Raw genomic sequence first — 21,285 nt, 5'->3', positions numbered from 1 at the left:
CTTATCCTCCCCTCCAATGTACGTATTTTTCTAGTGAATCAAATCTTACTACAGCATTTTCTATACTTCCTTTTGTGTTAGGTATATCGATATACAACCATAATCAATTGATACAAGCTACTTTCATATGAAGTTTCTTTTTAAAGTAAGGTTGCATATTTTGCAACCTATTATTTCCTTTTAAATTCGCCTAGCTTTTTACTTAAGTCGTTTGTTTGAAGGTAGACTTCTTTATATAATTCATAAAGCTGTTTATAGACTTGTACATGTTCTGCATTAGGATAATATGTTTTCGACGAGGTAATAAATACGTTTGCACACTCTTCCAATGAGTTATACCAGCCACAGCCATAAGCTGCTAGCATGGCTGCTCCTAACGCTGGGCCTTGTTCAGTAGACAACTTTACGATTTTTGCATTAAAAACGTCTGCTTGAATTTGAAGCCAATGATCATTTTTTGCTCCTCCGCCAATTGATACAATAGACGTAATTTCCTTTCCGCTTTCTCGAAAGATTTCAATTGACTCATTTAAAGAAAACGTAATACCTTCAATAACCGCTCGCGTAAAGTCTCTCTTTTTATGAGAGGCGTCCATTCCTATAAAACTTCCGCGAATCGTAGCATCTGCATGCGGTGTACGTTCCCCAACTAAGTAAGGGGTAAATAAAAGGCCGTTTGATCCGATTGGTACATTTTTTAGGTCAGCCAACAATTCTTCAAACGTGTCGTTTTCTGCGAAATTTTCCTTAAACCAGCTTAAACTGTGACCCGCAGATAGCGTAACGCCCATCGTATAAAAGGCATTTTCTTTTCCATGATTAAAATAATGGACTTTTCCATCAAAGTCTCTATCGCTTCGTTCCTCATAAGAAAGAACAACACCTGATGTCCCAATGCTACATAGTGTTTCCCCTGATGATAAAATGCCGGCGCCAATTGCTCCGCAAGCATTATCAGCTCCACCTGCAAATACTTTCGTTGAAGTGGCTAATCCCGTTTTTTGAGAGAACGCTTCACTAATATTGCCTATGCATTCACTAGATTCAACTAGTGGCGGACAAAGATTAATATTGATTCCTGTTAATTGGCAAAGCTCATCATCCCATTTTTTCTTGCTGATGTTTAATAATAATGTACCGGCAGCATCTGAATATTCACTATGAATAAAGCCGGTCATTTTAAAGCGTAAATAATCTTTAGGCAGCATAAATACAGCTGCTTTTTCAAATATAGCCGGTTCATACTCTTTTACCCACAATAACTTAGGAAGAGTAAATCCTTCTAAAGCCTGGTTTTTTGTTATCTTTAAAAGACGTTTTTCTCCAATGACTTTATAGAGATGATGACATTGTTCTGTTGTTCTTGTGTCATTCCACAAAATGGCGTTACGTAATAGGTTATAGTTTTCATCCAGCATCACAAGGCCATGCATTTGTCCAGAATAACTAATTCCTTCTATATCTTCGGGTTTTATATTAGCGTTAGCAATTAATTCACTTAAAGCACTAGCCGTCTGCTGAACCCATTCTTCTGGATTCTGTTCGCTATACCCTGTTTTTTCATGAAGGAGAGGATAATCCTTAGAAACCACAGCGCAAATCTTGCCTTTTGTATCAACTAAAACCGTTTTTACGGCGCTTGTTCCTAGATCAATTCCAATTACATATTTCATCTTAATACCTCCGCGTTTATAAACGAGAGTAGAAATCGTTTCTACTCTCGTTTGTTTTTTAAACTTCCAAAATATATTGATTTAAAATAGCCTTTAATCGTTCTTGTCTTCCTGATTTATTCATAATATTCGGATTTTTAAACGCGTACTGCTCCAGTGTATGGAAGTTAGCTTTTCCTTCCACAATCTCAAGCCCAATTCCCTCTTTAAAGCTGCTGTAGCGCTCGTTGATAACATTTTCGAAAACACGATCTTCTACTAATTTATGTGCTACTTTCAATCCTCGAGCAAACGCATCCATTCCTGCTACATGAGCATAGAGTAAATCGTCTTGTTCAAAAGAACCTCTGCGTACTTTGGCATCAAAGTTTAATCCTCCGCTTCCCAGCCCTCCATTTTGCAGGATTTCATACATTGCTAGCGTTGTAGAATATAAATCCGTTGGGAATTCATCTGTATCCCAGCCTAAAAGAGGGTCACCTTGGTTTGCATCCACTGATCCTAAGAAGCCTTGTACTCTAGCTACTCGTAATTCGTGTTCAAATGTATGCCCAGCTAACGTTGCGTGGTTAGCTTCTAGATTAAGTTTGAAGTATTTATCTAATCCGTATTGTCTTAAAAATGAAATAGTTGTTGCTGCATCGGTATCATACTGATGTGTCGTAGGTTCTTTAGGTTTAGGTTCAATTAAAAACTGCCCCGTATATCCAATTTCGGTTGCGTAATCTACAGCCATATGCATAAATCTAGCTAAGTTATCTAGCTCTAACTGTAAATTTGTGTTAAGCAGTGTTTCATATCCCTCACGGCCGCCCCAGAATACATAATTTTCTGCGCCTAATTCTTTTGCTGTTTCAAGCCCCTTTTTTACTTGAGCCGCCGCATAAGCAAATACATCTGCATTACAAGAAGTAGCTGCACCATGAACGAACCGGGGATTTGTAAACATATTCGCTGTGTTCCATAATAACTTTACGTTACTTGTTTGCATATATTCTTTGATCATAGTGACGATAACATCAAGATTTTTATTTGTTTCTTGCAACGTACTGCCCTCAGGAGCAATGTCTCGATCATGAAATGCGAAGAATGGAACATTTAATGTTTCAAAAAGTTGAAAAGCTGCCTCAACTCTAGCTTTTGCTAAATCCATTCCATCATATCTATCCCAAGATCTTTGCATAGTAGCTGCACCAAAAGGATCCGTACCATCTGCTGTAAACGTGTGCCAGTAAGCAACAGAAAAACGCAGCTGATCTTTCATTGTTTTACCGCCTACTACTTCTTCAGGATTATAGTATTTAAAAGCTAAAGGATTTTTAGAATCTTTACCTTCGTATAAAACTTTGTTTGCGCTTTCAAAATAATTAATTTTATTAGTACTAGTTTGGACCATTTGTCATTTCCCCCTTCGATTTAAGTGAACAAGTTTATCCATTAACTATCTTGATTCAGTTAGTTTGTTTATCCAATAAACTAACTTTATTTCATCATATACAAAATAAATGTTTATTTCAATGTTTTTTTTAGAAAATTTAGTTATAATATTAGATATGATACTTTTAAATATCTAATTCAAGCTTCAAAAAACACCAACTTAGTTCGATAGATAAACAAAGGAGTGGTTATTATTCAAATTGCAGATCAAGCTTTAGTAAAAAAAATGAATCAAAAATTAATATTAGATGAAATTTTAAAGAACTCCCCTATCTCCAGGGCAACTCTCTCTGAGATTACAGGATTAAACAAGTCTACTGTCTCCTCTCAAGTAAATACACTGCTTGAAAAAGATTTTATTTTTGAAATTGGGGCAGGGCAATCCAGAGGCGGCAGAAGACCTGTAATGCTTGTTTTTAATAAGAATGCAGGCTATTCGATCGGTATCGATATAGGAGTCGACTATCTTAACGGAATTCTAACCGACTTAGAAGGAAATATTATTCTTGAGAAGACTTCTGACTTGTCTAGTTCTTCTGCTAGTGAAGTAAAAGAGATTTTATTTGCACTTATTCATGGTTTTGTAACCCATATGCCTGAGTCCCCTTATGGTCTAGTGGGAATAGGGATTTGTGTTCCAGGTCTTGTAGATCGTCATCAGCAAATTATTTTTATGCCTAACTTAAATTGGAATATCAAAGATTTGCAGTTTTTAATTGAGAGTGAGTTTAATGTTCCGGTTTTTGTTGAAAATGAAGCTAATGCAGGAGCATACGGTGAAAAAGTATTTGGTATGACAAAAAACTACGAAAACATCGTTTACATCAGTATTAATGTCGGAATTGGAACTGGACTTGTTATTAACAACGAATTGTATAAAGGTGTTCAGGGTTTTTCTGGGGAAATGGGTCATATGACGATAGATTTTAATGGCCCCAAATGTAGCTGTGGAAATCGGGGCTGTTGGGAATTATATGCTTCTGAAAAAGCGTTACTGGCTTCGCTCTCTAAAGAAGAAAAGAATATTTCTCGAAAAGAGATTGTGGAACGTGCAAATAAAAATGATGTAGAAATGTTAAATGCACTTCAAAACTTTGGCTTTTATATCGGAATTGGATTAACCAATATTCTTAATACATTTGATGTAGAAGCTGTTATCTTGAGAAATCATATAATTGAATCTCATCCCATTGTTTTAAATACGATTAAAAACGAAGTTTCTTCTAGAGTCCATTCTCATTTAGACAATAAATGTGAACTATTGCCTTCTTCGTTAGGAAAAAATGCACCTGCTTTAGGAGCGGTTTCTATCGTTATTGATTCTTTTTTAAGTGTTACCCCTATAAGTTAGTTAAGTGAACGCAAAGGTTAGCAAACTATATCACGTTTGATCTTAAGAATGAAGCAGCTATTTTCGATTAATTGATTTTCTATAAAAGGGAAAGAATTACCCTCTTCTAATAAGAGTGTTATGTCTGTCTCCGCCACCTTTTTCATCCCATGCAGCCAGTCACCTATCATAACGGCAACTGGCTGTTTATATGTTATTGGCAACCTGCTCTTTTCTAAACTACGGAGAGTCTTGCCTTTTGGGTTAATTTACCTGCTTTTCACATTATGAAGCATGTCTTGTCAGAGTAGTTATGACTTCTTTATATTCCTCTAACTCTTTGGTCTGTGCGAGAGTATTGATTTTCTCTAGCGATAAAAGAGAACTCTGAATAATAAATGTGCGAGGCTCCGTATCATTTTGCAGTAATTCATCAGATATAAACGTCACAAATTCCAGACTCTTCTTTTGTTCCTCTTCATTTGTTAGTTTATTTTCAATCACCCGTTTTAACTTCGCGGTTACGCGCATAAGCTCAGTCGAAAAATGACTTTCTGTTTTCTCATTAAATACCGCAGAGTAAACGGAAGGATTAAATAACTGTTCTTTTTGTTCTGCTACTTCGATTACGATCTCCTCTATACGCTTCATACAATAACGGACAATTTGTTCAATAGGCAATGGATAGTTTAGTGCTTTATTCATTTTAAATATATTGTTAAGCATTCCTTCTAGCAGCACAGCTCCATCAAATAAATAAGGAAAAGTCTTAGACGGGAAAATCTGCTGCAAACGTTCATATATCCAGTTGAATGTTGCTGTTTTTAACTCCTCTATATATTGAAATGTTTTGATCTCATTTAAAATGAGTGTACTTTCAATCATTTCAGGAATTTTGTTTTGCTCTGCAAAGTTCAGCATAAAAATTATCTGTTCTTCAAATACCTTCTGATTGTCTCCTTTATATTCAATGGCTACTTTTTCTCTTTGGAGAATAAGTGATTCTTGCAAAGACGAAAGTAATGAGAGAAGGAGTTCGCTTTTAGATGAAAAATATTTATAAAATGTTCCTTTTGAAATACCGCTTCTTTCTAATATATCTTGTACCGAAGTGTCTACGTATCCTTTTTCCATAAAAAGCTGGTGCGTATGCCCTAAAATATCGAGCTGTTTTTGGTTCATTGCTGCTACTCCTCTGTTTACAATTTACTTTTTATTTAGTATAACTTATCTGCCTTTTCCTACGTGAATTTTATCCTTTTTCCTTGATAAATAAATAAAAATAATTATATACTATTAGTACATTTTTATACATGTGGTATAAAAATGTACTAATAGTATATGTTAATTAAACAAAGCAACTATTTATCTAGCAAGTGACAACTACTAAGCGCTATGTAGCTAGTAAATTCCAAATTTATACCTATTCTGAAGGAGGAATAAGATCATATGAACAAAGAAGTCATTCCCGTTACAGAAATTCCAAAATTCCAATCACGTGCAGAAGAGTTTTTCCCTATCCAATGGTATAAAGAAATGCTGAACAACCACCCTGTTTATTTTCATGAAGAAACAAACACATGGAATGTATTCCAATACGACCATGTTAAACAAGTCTTGAGCAACTACGAATTCTTTTCAAGCGATGGGCAAAGAACCACTATTTTTGTTGGGGATAATAGTAAGAAAAAAAGCACATCTCCAATTACCAATCTTACAAACTTAGATCCTCCTGACCACCGGAAAGCGCGATCTTTGCTTGCTGCAGCCTTTACTCCTCGCAGTTTAAAGAACTGGGAACCGCGAATCAAACAAATTGCAGCAGACCTTGTAGAAGCCATACAAAAGAATTCAACTATTAATATTGTTGACGATTTATCTTCTCCTTTTCCTAGTTTAGTTATAGCAGATTTATTCGGTGTACCGGTAAAAGACCAATATCAGTTCAAAAAATGGGTAGATATTCTGTTTCAGCCTTATGACCAAGAAAGATTAGAAGAGATTGAACAAGAAAAGCAGCGTGCAGGAGCTGAATATTTTCAATACCTCTACCCGATTGTCATTGAAAAGCGCTCCAACCTTTCTGATGATATTATCTCAGACTTAATTCAAGCCGAAGTTGATGGTGAAACATTCACAGATGAAGAAATTGTACACGCTACCATGCTGCTTTTAGGTGCAGGAGTTGAAACCACAAGTCACGCCATTGCAAATATGTTTTATTCTTTTTTATATGACGACGAGTCGTTATACAGCGAGCTGAGAAACAATAGAGAATTAGCTCCAAAAGCAATAGAAGAAATGCTTCGATATCGGTTTCACATCTCCAGACGAGATCGGACGGTTAAACAAGATAACGATTTATTAGGCGTTAAGCTAAAAAAAGGAGATGTCGTTATTGCGTGGATGAGTGCATGTAATATGGATGAGAATATGTTTGAAAACCCTTTTTCTGTAGACATTCACCGCCAAACTAATAAAAAACACTTAACGTTTGGAAACGGACCTCATTTTTGTTTGGGCGCCCCTCTTGCCCGACTTGAAATGAAAATCATATTAGAAGCATTTTTAGAGGCCTTTTCTCATATCGAACCATTTGAAGATTTTGAATTAGAATCGCATTTAACTTCTTCAGCTACGGGGCAATCTTTAACGTATTTGCCGATGAAGGTGTACAGATAAAGTTTATGTGCATGACAAAGCAGAGAAACGTGAAAGAGGTTTATCTTCTCTCATGTTTCTCTTTTCTTTTATTATCTCGTTTAACTACTTATGTACCAAGTTTAGGAGGGCTTTAATACGATTTAAAGCTGACAGTACCGAAATATAAGTGGCGATGAGCTGGTTAACGAAATATCAGCTATTGCCTTCTCTGCCTTAAAGCATCTTCTATAAAATGCTGATACAAATAATTAATAAGAGCAGTCGCAATCGAGATGATAAAAAGTTGAAAACGCGTCATGTTGACCATTTTGTATACCTTTAGTTTTTCTGCCAGACTCGTCAAAGGATAAGCAAATAGATAATCAAATAGAACGTTAATCAGCAAATATTTTTTAAAATTTCCATAGGTCAGCTTGAATACCCAAAAATTAGCTACAAAAAATGGGCCAAAGATAAAAGATATATCGCTTGCAAGTTTAGGGAAAAGAGGTTTTCTCACTTTCCACCAAGTAAAGCTTTTAGATAACTCACTGATAAAAGCAATAACCAATGAACTAAACGTTAAAACAGGTAGGTATCTTTTAAAGACAAATTTATCAACTTTTACTATAGACAGCCAAGGCAATAAAAGTACTGCCAAAAGCGTTAACTTTCCTTTCATTATGTACCCAACTCCTGCCGTTACGAAAATGTAAGCTAGATCATATCCTCTTTAGTTTGTGTAATAGGCTCTTTTTTATGTGCTTATTACACTGCGTTAGTTCTTTTATTCGCCTTTTGTTACAAAATTTTTTCCTTTCTTTATTTTAATCCTGTACTTTTTTGCTTTTAGGAAATTATTGAGTCTCATATTCTGCATGTGCATGGAGAAAATACGGAGGTGAATGTTTAAAAGGAGGAAATAAAAATGACTACAGTACGTGAAGTTATGACTAAAGATGTGAAAGCTTGTGCACCGCACGACCCAGTAACAGCAGCTGCAAAATTAATGCGTGATATTAATTGTGGTTCTGTGCCGGTGTGTCAAGAAAATCGAGTAATGGGAATGATCACAGACCGTGATATCGTGTTAAATTGCGTGGCGGATGGAAAAGATTGCAACACTGTGCATTGCCATGATTGTATGACTAAAGATGTAATTACGTGTTCTCCGGATACGGATATTCACGAGTGTGCACGTATGATGGCTGACCATCAAATTCGCCGCATTATTGTAGTGGAGAATAATAATATGGTTGGAATCTGTGCAATCGGCGACCTTGCGACAGTGAACGTATATGTTGATGAAGCCGGTGCAGCATTAAGCGAAATTTCTAACCAAGTTCATTAAAACTTTTCAGCATATAAATCCTTAATGCTTGTACAAAATAACCCTGTCTGCAAGGAGGTGCTAACATGCCAAATTTAAACGATAACAAATTTAAAAAGATTCAGTCTGAGAGTCAAAAGCAAGGAAAGTCTCAAGAAGAATATGCGGCTGAGCTTGACGCTAATCGTGCAAAAAGCCAAAAGAAAAAGTAACAATAAAAGGATTACAATCGGCAGAGGCTCGTTTGTAATCCTTTTTATCATCCCGTTTTGTTACAGGCTGCGATCAGTTATAAATGTATAGTGAGTATATGCTTCATACTTCTCACCGGGCTTTAATACACAAGAAGGAAAATGCTTATGATGAATAGCGTCTGGTAAACCTTGTGTTTCTAGGCAAACACCGAGGTATTTCTCTGAGTGAACCCCTCTAATTTCGAATTCTTCGTCTAGATGATTTCCCGTATAGAGAACAACTGAAGGCTGATCCGTTTTGACTTCTATTTTGCGGCCGCTTGCAGGATCAAATAATGACATCTGATTTTCAGCTTCTGCTTCTAAAAGAAATGGATGATCGAACCCTTTACCCACTAATATATTTTGCGGATGTGTAGAGTCCACACCTTCCTTGAGACTATGTCCTTCTCTAAAATCAAATGGAGTATCTGTGACGTTTAGCGTTTCTCCAGTAGGTAAAAGATCATCATTCAACTCTAAGAATTCGTTACTTTTCATCTTCAAAACATGATCCAAGACCGTTTCTTTTAGATTTCCGCTTAAATTGAAATACGTATGATTTGTTAAATTGATAAGAGTGTCTTGATCTGTTGTTCCTTCATAAGAAATATGGAACTCATTTTTATTCGTTAATGTATACGTAACTTTCACTTCAAGGTTGCCGGGATACCCTTCTTCTCCGTCTTTACTTACATATGTAAATTCAACACCTACATGATCAGTTGTCTCAATAGTTTTGGCATTCCATATTTTATGACTAAATCCTTCTTTTCCGCCATGCAAATGATTGTTTCCTTCATTTTTCTCTAGACGATAAGTTTCATTATTAAGCTCAAACGATGCTCCACCTATACGCCCTGCTACGCGTCCAACCACAGCTCCGAAATAAGGAGAATACTTTTGGTATTCTTCTATTGAATCAAATCCCAATACAACACTTTCAATCTTCCCTTCAGAATCCGGCATTTCAATATTTGATATTACACATCCATAGTCAAGGCAGGTGATTTTAAGCCCTTCATCATTTAATAAGGTATAAGCATGTACAGCTTGATTGTTTAGTTCGCCAAATTTCTCTGAGTTCACTTTCACTTTTAATCAGTCCAATCCTCTTTTTATTCGTAAATTGCTTAACGGACCCTACATGTTATAAACATCGGATATGTTGTTATAGTTCCCTCTGCAATCCTTCCTGAATCTTCATTATTCTCATTTTATTGTAATCGTGTACATTTCTTAATTCAAGCTTGAATGATAAAGGCTGGCCACTGTGTGTCATTGCTATTTCTTTAGTATTCCTAAGTATTCTTCCCAAGGTCCTACATCTTCTCTGTATCGTTCTGCCATTACTCGAACAATTTGCGCAATATGGGTTAAATCATGAGCAACCCAAGTCGAGAGCAGCTCTCTGACTTTTACTTCCCCAAACTCAGGGTGTTCTCCTCTCACTTCAAGGTGCTTTTCATGCTTAACTAGCAGCTTTAGTTGATGTAAATTCTGTATTCTTACCTTTTTGAATTCAAGAAGCTTCTCTTCAATAGAATTAGCAGATTCCTTGTTTAAATGGGCATAGCGGTCAAACGGAGGAAAAGCTCCCTCTTTTCCTTTTTGAAGGATAAATTCTAGCCTTGGTATCCAATTGTTTTTTTCTGCTTCTATTAAATGTTCTATGACTTCGGAGGTATTCCACGTTCCTTCTCCTTCATTGCATTGCAGCCACCCTGCAGATAGTCCCGACAAAAGTTTTTCAAGCGTTTGTGGCGTATGCTCAAGTATTTCAATCGCTTCTTTTAAATTAAAATTCATATCAATTCCCCTTTCTCAACGTAATGATGCTGAGCTGTCAGTTATGTAAATCCTTTAGAGATTATAGTCAATTTTACCATAATTCGCTTCTATTAAAGGTGCCAACTATTTTTCTAATTCCTTTTATGATGACTAAAACAAAAACAAGAACACACGTTTGGTTTTTCTCTAGAAATATGATAAAATATATATAGGCTAAAACGCAGTGAGTATCAGTCTGAATAGATATTGCTCATCCGGAAAATAGATTACTAGAGGCTTTTTCATCTTGAACTTTCCGTGTGGATTGGAGTGAGACAACAGTGAGTAAAAATCAAAAGCGATGGACAAAAGAAGAAGATAGATTTCTTATCCAACACTATGGCGCTATGACGCTTCAAGAGATGGGTAAGTATTTACATAGAAGCAAGGAATCGGTTAATAAACGACTTACTCGATTAAATCTTCGTGCTTCGGATACAGCTTTACGTAAAAAATGGACGCTTGAACAAGATGCTTTTTTGCAGGAGAACATTGATATCATGAATAACCGTGAAATGGCACATTCCTTAGGCAGGAGTCCTTCTTCTATTGCTACGCGCATAAAAGTTTTGGGACTAACACGAAAAACGGCGATGCGAAGATGGACGCTGCAAGAAGACGAATATTTGCTAAGGTATTACGGGGTAAAACCTCTTTCACACATATCAGCTAAATTACAGCGAAGTGTGCAAGCGCTAGAATCGAGGTTGAACCGTTTAGAAGTGTATGGAGCCAAAGCACACGTAGGACATATTACAGCGTGTGAACTAGCAGCCTGCCTTGAAGTAGATGTTCATACAATTTACAAGTGGATTCATAAAGAGAATCTATCGTACAAAATGATCATCGCCAAGACCAGAACATTTATGGGAATTGACATTCAATCTTTTTGGAATTGGGCTGAACAAAATAAATCGTGCCTTAACTTTTTTAAAATACCTAAAAATACGCTTATTCCAGAACCAGCGTGGGTGAATGAACAAAGAAAACTAGACTATGTAAAGCGCCCTAAATACGAGCATAAAAAGTGGACAGCAGAAGAAGATGCCAGATTGTGGCGTATGTTTTATCAGGAAAAGCGCAATCAGCGAGAAATTGGACAGCTGCTCGGGCGTTCGAGAAATAGCGTGCAGCGACGCTTAGAGCGTTTACGTAAAAAGAAACTAGTTAGTTAAACGATAAAAAGCTTGGAATAAGCTATGCTTACTCCAAGCTTTTTTTATTGATATGACTTTTTGTTAAGCTTTAACTGCTTTTTCCCAATCTGCTGCAAATTTTTCCATTCCTTGGTCAGTTAACGGATGTTTTGCTAATTGCTCAATAACAGCGTATGGAATTGTGGCAATATGAGCTCCTGCAAGTGCTACACGCGTTACATGATCCGGATGTCTTACAGATGCCGCAATAATTTGAGAGTCGATGTTTTGAACGCGGAATAACTCAGCAATTTTAGATACCAGCTGTACTCCGTCTTCTGAAATATCATCAAGACGTCCTAAAAATGGAGAAACATACGTCGCTCCAGCACGAGCTGCTAAAAGCGCTTGGTTTACTGTAAAGATCAGGGTTACATTTGTTTTTACGCCTTTTTTAGCAAGGTAGCGCGTCGCTTCCAAACCAGCTAATGTCATAGGCAGCTTAATCGTAATGTTTTTATCTCCGTCGTTAATTTTAATCAGTTCTTCAGCTTGAGCAATCATGTCTTCAGCAGAAAGTGCGTCAGGCGTTACCTCAGCGGAGACGGATTCAACTTCCGGTACCATTTGAAGAATTTCTTCGATGCGGTCTTCAAATCTTACGCCTTCTTTTGCTACCAAAGATGGATTGGTTGTCACACCAGCTAGAACACCTACTTTGTATGCTTTCTTAATATCCTCAAGGTTTGCTGTATCAATAAAAAATTTCATCTCACTATTCCCCCTTATTGTTATACATCAATCTGCATTTCAACTTGCGCGAACTATAGTCTAGCCGATTTGCTGAAGGGCATATAGATTTTCTATAGAAGCGTTTTCAATCTCTTTTGCAGTTAATACCTTTAATTTTTCTAAAAATTGTATAGCGTCCACTCGGTCTTCAATGTCTTCTTCTGTACGAATATTCTCCGTTTTAATCTGATGGATACATTCGTTGATGACTTCTTTGTACGCATTCGTTTGGATAAACCATTCTGCTAACAGCGTTTTTGTTGCTTCTCTTTCTTCTTCACTTTTAACTGCAAACAAACTCTCTGTTTCCGTTTCACTCAGCATAAGGCTGCTAAAATCGTGATTCATACAAAGCCAAAAATAACCTTTTTGGCTATCGTAATACTTTCCTTCTCTTAAAAGAAAATACTTGATTCCAAATTTAATTTTATGAGATTGGTTCTCTGAACTCGGCATATGAATTTCTTTTATTTCTACGCTTTCTGATACATCCAGATATGTTTCTAAACCATACTTTGTATTCACTACTTTTGCATCCAATATGTCCATCCTCATTCTCCTTTTCTCAAATTCTATTTATTTTTATAAAAACAGAGGTCTGATTTTATGTAATAACGAATCCCATTTTTGTGGATGTTTTTCTTAACCAACCGACATGTTTTACTGTTTACGCTTTCATTATATATCAGATTATTCGAAAAATCATCAAAAACAATCAAATTCATCCAAAAAAAGTCATGAAATCGTAAAAAGTAGTCAAAAAAGGTCATTGTTCATTAAAAATAGAGGAACTTTTATGTTGATTACGTGCTTCAAAGTTTCTTAAGGTAATTACCTTTTCCAAAAAAACGACTTTTATTACATACCCTTTCTGGAAAAATATACTCATTCGTTTCACCATTTTTTCACTTTAACATGATATCTTGTAGTATACTTTTGTTTCACGTGCTAATTCCCATGATTTTTTGCTATTTAAGGTTATTCATTTTTATTAGTGGGAAAGTTACATAAATACAACACGTTATAGGGGGACTTTAACATGGATAAGAGAATTGAAACATTAAAAGAAAAGCTGCCTGATAATCATAAGGAGGTTGCTGTTCTGACCTCTCATATTTTTGATGCGCTTGATAAATTAACAACTGAACATCGCAGATATGTTGATATTTCGGCAGCAGCCAAAATAAAGCCGAATCCGGATGAAGAGAAAGCTTTTTTTGATACCATTTATCAAGTAAAAACACTCATTATGTCAGAGCTTGAAAAAACCGTTGAGGATATCGAGCACAAAGGTGATAAAAACTGGCATAAGAACTATAAAGACGGAATCGAGTGATAGGTAAATAAAACGTTTAAAAGCCTGTGCTTTTTGGAGCACAGGCTTTTTTCCATGAGATTCTCTACACTCGACTAGCTCGATTTGGAGAGCTCTTGGAATTCAATCATTGAAGGTTTAATACCGTTACTTTTTCACGAGTCATGGATTCAATGCTTTTACGAATACCTTGAGCACCCATACCGGATCCTTTTACGCCAATAAAAGGAAAATGATCAGGGCCGCGTTCCGTACGGCCGTTGATTTGAACGGAGCCCACTTCAATTTTATTTGCAATTGAGAAGGCTTTATTAATATCTTTTGTAAAAACGCTTGCTTGTAAGCCAAATTCTGATTCGTTTGCTATATCAACGGCTTCTTGATCAGAAGCGACGCGGATAATTGGTAACACAGGACCGAATGGTTCTTCCCATGCTACGCGCATAGTATCATTCACGTCATCTAAAAGCGTAGGATAGATAAGGTTTCCTTCACGCTTGTTTCCAGTCACAACTGTTGCACCTTTTCCTAGTGCATCTGCAATTAAAATCTGAATAAAGTCAGCTGCTTTGCTATCAATTAATGGAACGATCGTACATCCATCTTCAGGAGAACCGACTGATAGTTTATGTACTTCTTCTTTTAAAATATTTACGAGCTCGTTTGCCACTTTTTCATGCACAAGTACACGTTTAATAGCTGTACAGCGCTGACCGGAATAAGAAAATGCTCCGCTTATAATATGTTTTGCTGCTTCTTGTAAATCTGCATCTTCACATACAATACCCGGGTCTTTTCCTCCAAGTTCTAGTACAAGAGGAATCATGCCTGCCTTTTTAGCTAATTGAGTACCCGTATTTGTTCCCCCGGTAAATGAAATCATGTTAATGCCTTTATGTTCAACTAAATAATCCCCAATAACAGATCCGCGGCCCGTCACGACGTTTACAAGACCTTGTGGAATACCTGCTTGATGAAGAGCTTCAATCATCTTAATACCGCTGATCGCTCCTTGCGTTGCAGGTTTGAAGATAACTGCATTTCCTGAAATAAGCGCAGGCGCTAGTTTAGCAGCTGCTAAATTTACCGGATAATTAAAAGGAGGAATTGCGAGTACAACCCCTAAAGGTACGCGTTCAACAATAGCAACTTTAGACTTAGAACCGCCAGGAAAACTATCTCCCTTCATGCTTTCTCCGTTCATATGAAGGGCTTCTTCAACTGTATAGCGAATGAAATCTGCTGTGCGCACTACTTCATTCCTTGCATCTTTTAAGCTTTTTCCAACTTCCTTCATAATAATTTCGGCAATTTCACTCTGCATTCTTACCAGCTCATCCGCCCAGTTGTATAAATACTTGGCACGTTCTTGCAGAGAAATTTCTGTCCACCCTTTCTGAGCTTTTTGCGCGGCATGTACTGCTTCATCGACCTCTTCTTTTGTGATAGCCTGCACTTTTCCAATCACGTCATGACGGTATGGAGAAACAATGTCAATTGTCTGCCCTGATTTACTTTCTTTCCACTCACCGTTAAGATAAAAAGAATAAGTTGATACATTTAATACCGTTGTTGTCATAAAAAGTCCCCCTTAATAAAAGTGAAATTATTATCAAAATTTTCAGTCTTTTTTACGAATGAAAACTCTGTGAATATCTGAGCAAAAAGAATTCTAGATACATCCATTTCTATAACTTTTTATATCGCTTGTAACTTCCTTAAACTTGTTGCCTTTAAAGCAGCAGCTTTTCTCTTTTCGACTCAAAACCAAAGCATCATATAATTTAATGAATATTTTGTATTTTTAATATATATAAATTTCTTTCATTCGTACAATACAAAAAAGTTATCTCAACGATTAATAATGTTAATGATTTATGTCCCCCATACAAAAAATTTATGGCTTCCTACTTTTTTAGGGAAAATGGGAGTTTTAAGTTCCCTTGATTATATTTATTTTGAGGGAGATATTGAGGAGATGCACTACTCTTTTTGTTCTATGTGTTGAGAAAATAAAATAAGGGTATATAATAAATATAGGAAAATGAAGATAAAAGTAGAATATATATTCTAAAGGGAGGGATTTATTGTGATTGTTACTTTAGGTTTTGCGGCATCAATTATTGCTTTGTTTATGCTTTTTACTAATCGGACGTCCAATATCCCGGAAGAAATAATCCATGAAACCACAAATGTTAATAAAGAAGAGCAGTATATGTATTATATATAAAGCGTCTTAACAGACGCTTTTTTGTTGCGCTTTTTACAAAGTCTATAGCGGTTAAAAACGGCCCTCACCTATCATTTATCTTTATTTATCAGCGCCTGATAGCCATAAATAGTTAAACAGAAACTAATAAATGAAGAAAAGATATGTTTTGGTTTAAAGTTAACTAACTTAAATAAGTCCAATTTTTGATACAAGTAACTTAGCGGAAAAGCAAATAGTGAATCCATTAGTAAATTAACGAAGAAAAATCGTTTGAAGCTACCAAACGTAAAATGAAAGATCCACAGTGTCCCTACTAAAAAGGGGCCAAAAATAAAACTGCTATCGTTTAAAATTTTCCCTTTCCACCCTCCTTTTACACTCCACCACTTGTAAGGAATAGCTAATGAGCACATTCCAATTACTAACGATGAGGCAAAAAGAGAAGCGGGAAAATAGGTTCTCATTGATTTTTTCGGCATAAAAACAAGGGAGATCCATGGAAGAAACAATTGAAGAATTCTGATGACATTGGGCATATTAGTAAATTCTCCTTTCTTATGTTAACATGCCTAAATGTAATCGGATTATGCCTATGTCCGCAAAACAGAGTAAGCTCTTTTACTCCGTGAGTTCTTTACAACCGGTGGAACAATCATGATTAAGACAGAGCACAGCTTCCAGCAAAACGTTTAAAAGTTAATTCTTTTTAAATGAAAATATCTGAATTCAAAATACGACAGACTTCGACACTAGCTATTTGTTACTATATTTTTTAGGTTCTATTTTTAGATTGGAACCATTTTTACATAAATGATTCAACAATTTAAGCCTTTAAAATGACGTGGCAAGCGGAGGAAACTTAATGTGTTTCAAATGTAGACTACTGCTGATAAAGATAGAATTTATACGAAAAATGATGATGATGATTGCCCTAGAAGAAGGGTTTACAAGTAGTAATACGATTAAAATTAGTCAGGATCTAGATGTATTGTTAAATCGGTTTGAAGCTACTTGTTAAGAAATGCTGGCTGATAACAGAAAAAGGATCTTTCAATAAGATCCTTTTTTACTGTTGGTAGACGATTATTCGTTTCAAAAAAATAAAAGGCTAATGTTATTTAATAGCATATTGTGATCTCTCTTTCGTGCTCTATTTAATCATTGTGGGCTTCAAAAAAATTCCACATCATTTTTGAAGCATTAGGACCTTTTGAATCAGTATCCGATCCATTGTCATTTCCTCCTGACCATGCATGCCCCATATCCTCTACCATAATTTTTTTCATCCACATTTTATTTTCTGTATCTACGTAGTCATACGTTATGTAACTATAGTGATTTTCGTTTTCCCTTGAAGTATAAGGAGCTGCATTTTCATGTAGGTCGATACCGAAATACTTATATGTATAAATCCACTGTTGAATTAATGTAGACGCATTAATTGGGTTGACTGTTGTATCTGATTGACCGTGAAACGTAATGATGGGAACAGGCCGTGCATAAGGTCCCATTTTTTTATAAGCTTCATCACCGTCAAGTTCAGGATTTAGAGATCCATATAGCATGACTTCTCCAGCTGTGATGAGATCTACAGCATAAGCATTACTGCCTGCTGAATGAATGCCTACCGCTTTAAATACATCAGGATAAGCAATAGCCATCACATTTGCCATAAAGCCTCCAGCTGACATACCAGCAAGGTATATATTAGTAGAATCAATCGCATATTTAGCAGTTATGTGATCAATCATATCTTTTATTATGTCTGGCTCTCCATTGCCGCGAAACTGGTTATACTCATAAAACCAATTCCAGCACCCGTTGGAATTAGCAAAGTAATTCATCTGAGGATAAAGAACAATAAAGCCTTTTTCTTCCGCTAGCTTATTCATTTCCGTACCCGCAGCAAAATCATCTGCATCTTGTTGACATCCATGAAGCATAACGATTAATGGTACTTTACTTAACCCAGTATATGTACTTGGAACATATACCTTGTAGGTAAAGTAATCATCATAATTATACTCTTTCCAAATAGGACGAAAGAACGCACTCTGTAATTCTATTAAAAACGTTGAAGCGCTTAAAACTGGATTCATAAAAAAGGAACATAAAGTATTCACGAAGTTTACCCTCTCTCTATTTCTGATGTATACTCTCTATTTCGTTATATCACAAAATAATCCTTTTATTATGGCGCTGATCTTTTTTATATGCCTTTAATTATTTTCCTCTTCATGCTTTAGTCGTACAAATTCATAATGCAAAACTATAGAAAAAAGAATTCTATAGCAAGAACAGTCACTTAGTACGTTTAATACATGTATACGCGCGGAATACTAGAAAAGGACTGGCTATAAAAGCCCGTCCTTTTTTATGTTATCAAACGATTATTTATTTAACCAAAATTAAAAACTGATATTATTTGGCGGTACATTGTCTCCTTTGTCCTCTTTCTTGAGCTCAGATTCTATATATGAATCTTTAGAGGATTCTCCCATACGCCAATAAACAAGAAAGCTGATGGCAATACACCCTGCTACATAGAAAAAGAAAATTGATTCATGGCCAATACTTTTTAGCCATAGGGCGATAAATTCTGCTGTGCCTCCAAATATGGCAACTGTAAGTCCATACGGTAATCCTACACCAAGAGCTCGAATTTCTGTTGGGAAAAGCTCAGCTTTTACAATAGCGTTAATAGATGTATAGCCTGTTACAATGATAAGTCCAACTGTCATTAATAAAAAAGCCATGACTGGGTTATGTGCTTGTTTCATAAAAAGAAACAGCGGTACAGTCAATAATGTTCCTAAAATACCAAAGCTCATTAACAGCGGTCTGCGTCCAATTTTATCTGATAGCATACCTGCTATTGGCTGAATGACAACAAATACAAGCAGTGCACAGAAGTTAATCCAGCTTACGACCCCTTTATCTAGTCCTACACTGTTTACCATAAATTTTTGCAAATATGTTGTATACGTATAAAAAGCGACCGTTCCTCCTAATGTTAAGCCAATAACGGTCAACACCGCTTTAGGATGCTTCATAAGTGCTTTAATTGTCCCTGCATTTTCACGGCTTTCAGCGTCCATTTTAGAAAATTGTTCTGACTCATCCATTGTACGGCGCAACCATAAAACGCTTAGCGCGCCGATTGCTCCAATGACAAAAGGAATACGCCAGCCCCATGAAATCATATCTGCTTCACTAAGAACGTTTTGCAGAATAATTTGAACACCTAATGCTACCAGCTGACCAGCAACAAGCGTCACATACTGAAAGCTTGAATAAAATCCTCTTCGCCCCCTGCTTGCCATTTCAGAAAGGTAAGTTGCAGAAGTTCCGTATTCTCCTCCTAAGGAGATTCCTTGCAGCAAACGCGCTAGTACTAGAATAATTGGAGATAATAACCCTATTGTGCCATAGCTAGGAGTACAGGCGATAATAAAAGAACCGCTCGCCATAATGGTAATAGATAAGGTAAGCGCAGCCCGACGACCATATCGATCCGCATAGCGTCCCATTAATAAACTTCCGATTGGACGCATTAAGAAACCGACGGCAAAGATTGCCGCTGTGTTAAGCAGCTGACTTGTTGAATCACCTTCCGGGAAGAATTGCGATGAAAAATAGACGGCAAAAGCAGAGTAAACGTACCAATCGTACCATTCAATTAAGTTCCCAACAGATCCTTTAAAAATATTACTTGTAACACGCCTGTTGTTTGTAGCTTCACTGGTATGAGCCATGAGTGATCCCTCTTTTCTTTGAGTGTTTAATGTTGGTTCTCCTGTAATATGAAGTAGCAAGTAATTTACCAGCAAATCTTTTTAAACAGCTAGATTGTATTGCTTTCTATAAAACCTGTTCAACCAATTACTTATATAATGAGAGCGCTTAAAAAAGGTTGGATAATTCATTTCAGTATCATCTATAGATAATAAAATAAGTGGTTTTAAAAGCGGCGGCTGTCTATTACATATGTAGTGTTAATCCTCCCTTCCATTTATATATTGTACTATTGATTTATTAGAAAATATAATATTTTCTAATTATTTATACAAAAATTTTACAAAGTTCGGCTTTCTAATTTATATGACAAACAGAAAAAAAGCCATGTTCTTTAAATGAGAACATGGTTAAGAAAATACTCTTATCAACTTGTGAGTGTAAGCTGCTTACATTTACATAATATGTAGAATAAACATAACTTGTACTAAGCTCTAACCTAAATTTAAGATAATTATCGAATTTTAATTTTATCTCTTATTATATATACAGCCATGGATGCTCTATAATTTTGTTGCATTGGCGACCTTAATTTGGCTCATTTAATTTTAAATTCACATAAAAAGCGTTCTATCCCAAGATATTTTTCACCTAAGCTTGTTGTTTGGAAACCAAACTATATAAAATAATGAATGAGAAGAAATACGCCGAGAACTGGAGCCGCAGCTAACATAAGGTTTATAGAATTTCTAATTCTCCACTTCTTGTCCGTTTTTGATTCCGTGGCCAGATTGGCTCTCATTCGATCACCGCTTACAGCTGCTCCAGATATAATAATGGCTAGGCCTACTAGTATAATGAACGCTACGAAAAATACTGTTTCTGAATTTACGTTTGCTATTGTACATCCTAATAAAAGAATAAAAGATAAAATGAACCCGCCAATAATTGATTTAATCATTTTTGTCTTCCTCCTAGCCTTTTTATAAATTTTCCACATATTAACTATATAATATCATTTTTTCTATATTTTTACTTTTATTTTGTTGTTTTAACAGATAAAAAGACAGTAATTAAGGGAACTAAAAAAGCGAAACGCTCATGTCTGAGTACGTTTCGCTCAAGGGAACTACATTTTAACTATCTTTTGTGATGTCTGCTAAACTTAAGCGAATTACTTTTGATAAGTCACTTAACGTTAACTGTATTTGGTGACCTACACGTCCACCTGAAAAGTAAATCGTTTCACAGTTTTCTGCTGTAGAGTCAATGAAGGTTTCGAACTGCTTTTTCATTCCGATAGGAGAACACCCGCCGTGAACATATCCTGTAAGAGGTAACAGCTCTCTTTGAGGAATCATTTCTAAGGACTTTTCACCAGCCGCTTTTGCCGCTTTCTTTAAATCAAGCTCCTTTTCAACCGGTACCATGAAGACATAATGTTCTTTTGATTTCCCTACGGTCACCAGTGTCTTAAAGACTTTAGCAAGATCCTCTCCGAGCGAAGTAGCTACCTGTACCCCACTCAGCTTTTTAGTGTCATAAGAATAATAGTTGTACACAATTTTTTTCTGATCTAAAATTCGCATGACATTCGTTTTATCTGCTTTTTTACCCAT

At 36.0% G+C, this 21,285-nt stretch carries 22 protein-coding genes; 8 read left to right on the top strand and 14 right to left on the bottom strand.

Annotated features, from left to right (window positions below; all coding sequences use genetic code 11):
- Positions 1-170: 170 nt before the first annotated feature.
- Positions 171-1,673, bottom strand: a complete 1,503-nt coding sequence (gene xylB, locus ACFX4R_RS10220; RefSeq protein ID WP_377569496.1) for a xylulokinase — start codon at positions 1,671-1,673, stop codon at positions 171-173.
- A gap of 58 nt (positions 1,674-1,731) precedes the next feature.
- The gene (xylA, locus tag ACFX4R_RS10215; RefSeq protein ID WP_162214056.1) at positions 1,732-3,069 is read right to left on the bottom strand and encodes a xylose isomerase; all 1,338 of its coding nucleotides are present in this window, start codon (positions 3,067-3,069) and stop codon (positions 1,732-1,734) included.
- A 234-nt stretch (positions 3,070-3,303) separates the two neighbouring features.
- Between xylA and xylR the strand changes: the two genes are divergently transcribed.
- Entirely contained in the window at positions 3,304-4,461 is a 1,158-nt protein-coding gene (gene xylR / locus ACFX4R_RS10210) for a transcriptional repressor XylR (RefSeq protein ID WP_028408895.1), read from the top strand.
- 264 nt (positions 4,462-4,725) lie between these two features.
- Here the strand turns inward: xylR and ACFX4R_RS10205 are convergent, their stop codons facing one another.
- Entirely contained in the window at positions 4,726-5,622 is an 897-nt protein-coding gene (locus ACFX4R_RS10205; protein WP_043981916.1) for a TetR/AcrR family transcriptional regulator, read from the bottom strand.
- A gap of 267 nt (positions 5,623-5,889) precedes the next feature.
- Here ACFX4R_RS10205 and ACFX4R_RS10200 point away from each other — a divergent pair, with 267 nt between their 5' ends.
- A complete protein-coding gene (locus ACFX4R_RS10200; RefSeq protein WP_377569494.1) occupies positions 5,890-7,122 on the top strand; it encodes a cytochrome P450 in 1,233 nt (410 codons plus the stop codon).
- A 178-nt stretch (positions 7,123-7,300) separates the two neighbouring features.
- On the opposite strand, the gene ACFX4R_RS10195 is transcribed toward ACFX4R_RS10200, so the two are convergent.
- On the bottom strand, positions 7,301-7,765 hold the full coding sequence (locus ACFX4R_RS10195) for a hypothetical protein (protein WP_043981912.1): 465 nt from the start codon (positions 7,763-7,765) through the stop codon (positions 7,301-7,303).
- Between the two features lie 246 nt (positions 7,766-8,011).
- Between ACFX4R_RS10195 and ACFX4R_RS10190 the strand changes: the two genes are divergently transcribed.
- Both ACFX4R_RS10190 and ACFX4R_RS10185 read left to right on the top strand, forming a co-directional pair.
- A complete protein-coding gene (locus ACFX4R_RS10190) occupies positions 8,012-8,434 on the top strand; it encodes a CBS domain-containing protein (RefSeq protein WP_013056563.1) in 423 nt (140 codons plus the stop codon).
- A gap of 65 nt (positions 8,435-8,499) precedes the next feature.
- Positions 8,500-8,625, top strand: coding sequence for a hypothetical protein (locus tag ACFX4R_RS10185; RefSeq protein WP_013056562.1), 126 nt, complete (start codon positions 8,500-8,502; stop codon positions 8,623-8,625).
- Between the two features lie 60 nt (positions 8,626-8,685).
- Here the strand turns inward: ACFX4R_RS10185 and ACFX4R_RS10180 are convergent, their stop codons facing one another.
- Positions 8,686-9,741 (bottom strand): aldose epimerase family protein, encoded by a 1,056-nt coding sequence (locus tag ACFX4R_RS10180; RefSeq protein WP_043981911.1) that lies wholly within the window; start codon positions 9,739-9,741, stop codon positions 8,686-8,688.
- A 189-nt stretch (positions 9,742-9,930) separates the two neighbouring features.
- The gene (locus tag ACFX4R_RS10175; RefSeq protein WP_043981910.1) at positions 9,931-10,455 is read right to left on the bottom strand and encodes a DinB family protein; all 525 of its coding nucleotides are present in this window, start codon (positions 10,453-10,455) and stop codon (positions 9,931-9,933) included.
- A gap of 302 nt (positions 10,456-10,757) precedes the next feature.
- Between ACFX4R_RS10175 and ACFX4R_RS10170 the strand changes: the two genes are divergently transcribed.
- Positions 10,758-11,651 carry a hypothetical protein gene (locus ACFX4R_RS10170; protein WP_043981908.1) on the top strand — a complete coding sequence of 298 codons (894 nt, stop codon included), beginning with the start codon at positions 10,758-10,760 and terminating at the stop codon, positions 11,649-11,651.
- 63 nt (positions 11,652-11,714) lie between these two features.
- Here the strand turns inward: ACFX4R_RS10170 and fsa are convergent, their stop codons facing one another.
- Positions 11,715-12,383, bottom strand: a complete 669-nt coding sequence (gene fsa, locus ACFX4R_RS10165) for a fructose-6-phosphate aldolase (protein ID WP_013082751.1) — start codon at positions 12,381-12,383, stop codon at positions 11,715-11,717.
- Between the two features lie 60 nt (positions 12,384-12,443).
- Complete coding sequence (locus ACFX4R_RS10160; protein WP_025749002.1) at positions 12,444-12,953, bottom strand: hypothetical protein; 510 nt, start codon at positions 12,951-12,953, stop codon at positions 12,444-12,446.
- A 490-nt stretch (positions 12,954-13,443) separates the two neighbouring features.
- Between ACFX4R_RS10160 and ACFX4R_RS10155 the strand changes: the two genes are divergently transcribed.
- Positions 13,444-13,740 carry a hypothetical protein gene (locus ACFX4R_RS10155; RefSeq protein ID WP_013082749.1) on the top strand — a complete coding sequence of 99 codons (297 nt, stop codon included), beginning with the start codon at positions 13,444-13,446 and terminating at the stop codon, positions 13,738-13,740.
- A gap of 106 nt (positions 13,741-13,846) precedes the next feature.
- On the opposite strand, the gene ACFX4R_RS10150 is transcribed toward ACFX4R_RS10155, so the two are convergent.
- Positions 13,847-15,298 carry an NADP-dependent glyceraldehyde-3-phosphate dehydrogenase gene (locus tag ACFX4R_RS10150; protein ID WP_043981906.1) on the bottom strand — a complete coding sequence of 484 codons (1,452 nt, stop codon included), beginning with the start codon at positions 15,296-15,298 and terminating at the stop codon, positions 13,847-13,849.
- 510 nt (positions 15,299-15,808) lie between these two features.
- Between ACFX4R_RS10150 and ACFX4R_RS10145 the strand changes: the two genes are divergently transcribed.
- Positions 15,809-15,949: a hypothetical protein gene (locus ACFX4R_RS10145; protein ID WP_013082747.1), complete on the top strand. Its 141-nt coding sequence runs from the start codon at positions 15,809-15,811 to the stop codon at positions 15,947-15,949.
- Positions 15,950-16,020: 71 nt separating this feature from the next.
- On the opposite strand, the gene ACFX4R_RS10140 is transcribed toward ACFX4R_RS10145, so the two are convergent.
- Positions 16,021-16,467 (bottom strand): hypothetical protein, encoded by a 447-nt coding sequence (locus ACFX4R_RS10140; protein WP_162214052.1) that lies wholly within the window; start codon positions 16,465-16,467, stop codon positions 16,021-16,023.
- A gap of 326 nt (positions 16,468-16,793) precedes the next feature.
- On the opposite strand from ACFX4R_RS10140, the gene ACFX4R_RS10135 reads away from it, so the two are divergent.
- A complete protein-coding gene (locus ACFX4R_RS10135) occupies positions 16,794-16,949 on the top strand; it encodes an aspartyl-phosphate phosphatase Spo0E family protein (protein WP_016763750.1) in 156 nt (51 codons plus the stop codon).
- Between the two features lie 136 nt (positions 16,950-17,085).
- Here the strand turns inward: ACFX4R_RS10135 and ACFX4R_RS10130 are convergent, their stop codons facing one another.
- The 4 genes from ACFX4R_RS10130 to ybaK all read right to left on the bottom strand — a co-directional run bounded on the left by ACFX4R_RS10130 (position 17,086) and on the right by ybaK (position 21,285).
- Positions 17,086-18,054 carry an extracellular catalytic domain type 1 short-chain-length polyhydroxyalkanoate depolymerase gene (locus ACFX4R_RS10130; protein WP_340447586.1) on the bottom strand — a complete coding sequence of 323 codons (969 nt, stop codon included), beginning with the start codon at positions 18,052-18,054 and terminating at the stop codon, positions 17,086-17,088.
- 285 nt (positions 18,055-18,339) lie between these two features.
- Complete coding sequence (locus ACFX4R_RS10125; protein ID WP_043981901.1) at positions 18,340-19,686, bottom strand: MFS transporter; 1,347 nt, start codon at positions 19,684-19,686, stop codon at positions 18,340-18,342.
- Positions 19,687-20,342: 656 nt separating this feature from the next.
- Complete coding sequence (locus ACFX4R_RS10120) at positions 20,343-20,627, bottom strand: DUF5316 family protein (RefSeq protein WP_043981900.1); 285 nt, start codon at positions 20,625-20,627, stop codon at positions 20,343-20,345.
- 175 nt (positions 20,628-20,802) lie between these two features.
- Positions 20,803-21,285 (bottom strand): Cys-tRNA(Pro) deacylase, encoded by a 483-nt coding sequence (gene ybaK, locus ACFX4R_RS10115; protein WP_043982614.1) that lies wholly within the window; start codon positions 21,283-21,285, stop codon positions 20,803-20,805.

The organism is Priestia sp. YIM B13490, from assembly GCF_042787735.1.
GTDB lineage: Bacteria > Bacillota > Bacilli > Bacillales > Bacillaceae_H > Priestia > Priestia megaterium.
This window is presented reverse-complemented; position numbering and strand designations above follow the sequence as displayed.

What these genes read in the sequence shown, in the direction of transcription:
- ACFX4R_RS10175 (WP_043981910.1), bottom strand. Translation starts at nt 10,455, where the DNA reads ATGAATTTTAATTTAAAAGAAGCGATTGAAATACTTGAGCATACGCCA.
- ACFX4R_RS10160 (WP_025749002.1), bottom strand. Translation starts at nt 12,953, where the DNA reads ATGGACATATTGGATGCAAAAGTAGTGAATACAAAGTATGGTTTAGAA.
- xylA (WP_162214056.1), bottom strand. Translation starts at nt 3,069, where the DNA reads ATGGTCCAAACTAGTACTAATAAAATTAATTATTTTGAAAGCGCAAAC.
- ACFX4R_RS10185 (WP_013056562.1), top strand. Translation starts at nt 8,500, where the DNA reads ATGCCAAATTTAAACGATAACAAATTTAAAAAGATTCAGTCTGAGAGT.
- ACFX4R_RS10120 (WP_043981900.1), bottom strand. Translation starts at nt 20,627, where the DNA reads ATGATTAAATCAATTATTGGCGGGTTCATTTTATCTTTTATTCTTTTA.
- ACFX4R_RS10205 (WP_043981916.1), bottom strand. Translation starts at nt 5,622, where the DNA reads ATGAACCAAAAACAGCTCGATATTTTAGGGCATACGCACCAGCTTTTT.
- fsa (WP_013082751.1), bottom strand. Translation starts at nt 12,383, where the DNA reads ATGAAATTTTTTATTGATACAGCAAACCTTGAGGATATTAAGAAAGCA.
- ACFX4R_RS10150 (WP_043981906.1), bottom strand. Translation starts at nt 15,298, where the DNA reads ATGACAACAACGGTATTAAATGTATCAACTTATTCTTTTTATCTTAAC.
- ACFX4R_RS10200 (WP_377569494.1), top strand. Translation starts at nt 5,890, where the DNA reads ATGAACAAAGAAGTCATTCCCGTTACAGAAATTCCAAAATTCCAATCA.
- ACFX4R_RS10125 (WP_043981901.1), bottom strand. Translation starts at nt 19,686, where the DNA reads ATGGCTCATACCAGTGAAGCTACAAACAACAGGCGTGTTACAAGTAAT.
- ACFX4R_RS10190 (WP_013056563.1), top strand. Translation starts at nt 8,012, where the DNA reads ATGACTACAGTACGTGAAGTTATGACTAAAGATGTGAAAGCTTGTGCA.
- xylB (WP_377569496.1), bottom strand. Translation starts at nt 1,673, where the DNA reads ATGAAATATGTAATTGGAATTGATCTAGGAACAAGCGCCGTAAAAACG.
- ACFX4R_RS10135 (WP_016763750.1), top strand. Translation starts at nt 16,794, where the DNA reads ATGTGTTTCAAATGTAGACTACTGCTGATAAAGATAGAATTTATACGA.
- ACFX4R_RS10140 (WP_162214052.1), bottom strand. Translation starts at nt 16,467, where the DNA reads ATGCCCAATGTCATCAGAATTCTTCAATTGTTTCTTCCATGGATCTCC.
- ACFX4R_RS10155 (WP_013082749.1), top strand. Translation starts at nt 13,444, where the DNA reads ATGGATAAGAGAATTGAAACATTAAAAGAAAAGCTGCCTGATAATCAT.
- ACFX4R_RS10195 (WP_043981912.1), bottom strand. Translation starts at nt 7,765, where the DNA reads ATGAAAGGAAAGTTAACGCTTTTGGCAGTACTTTTATTGCCTTGGCTG.
- ybaK (WP_043982614.1), bottom strand. Translation starts at nt 21,285, where the DNA reads ATGGGTAAAAAAGCAGATAAAACGAATGTCATGCGAATTTTAGATCAG.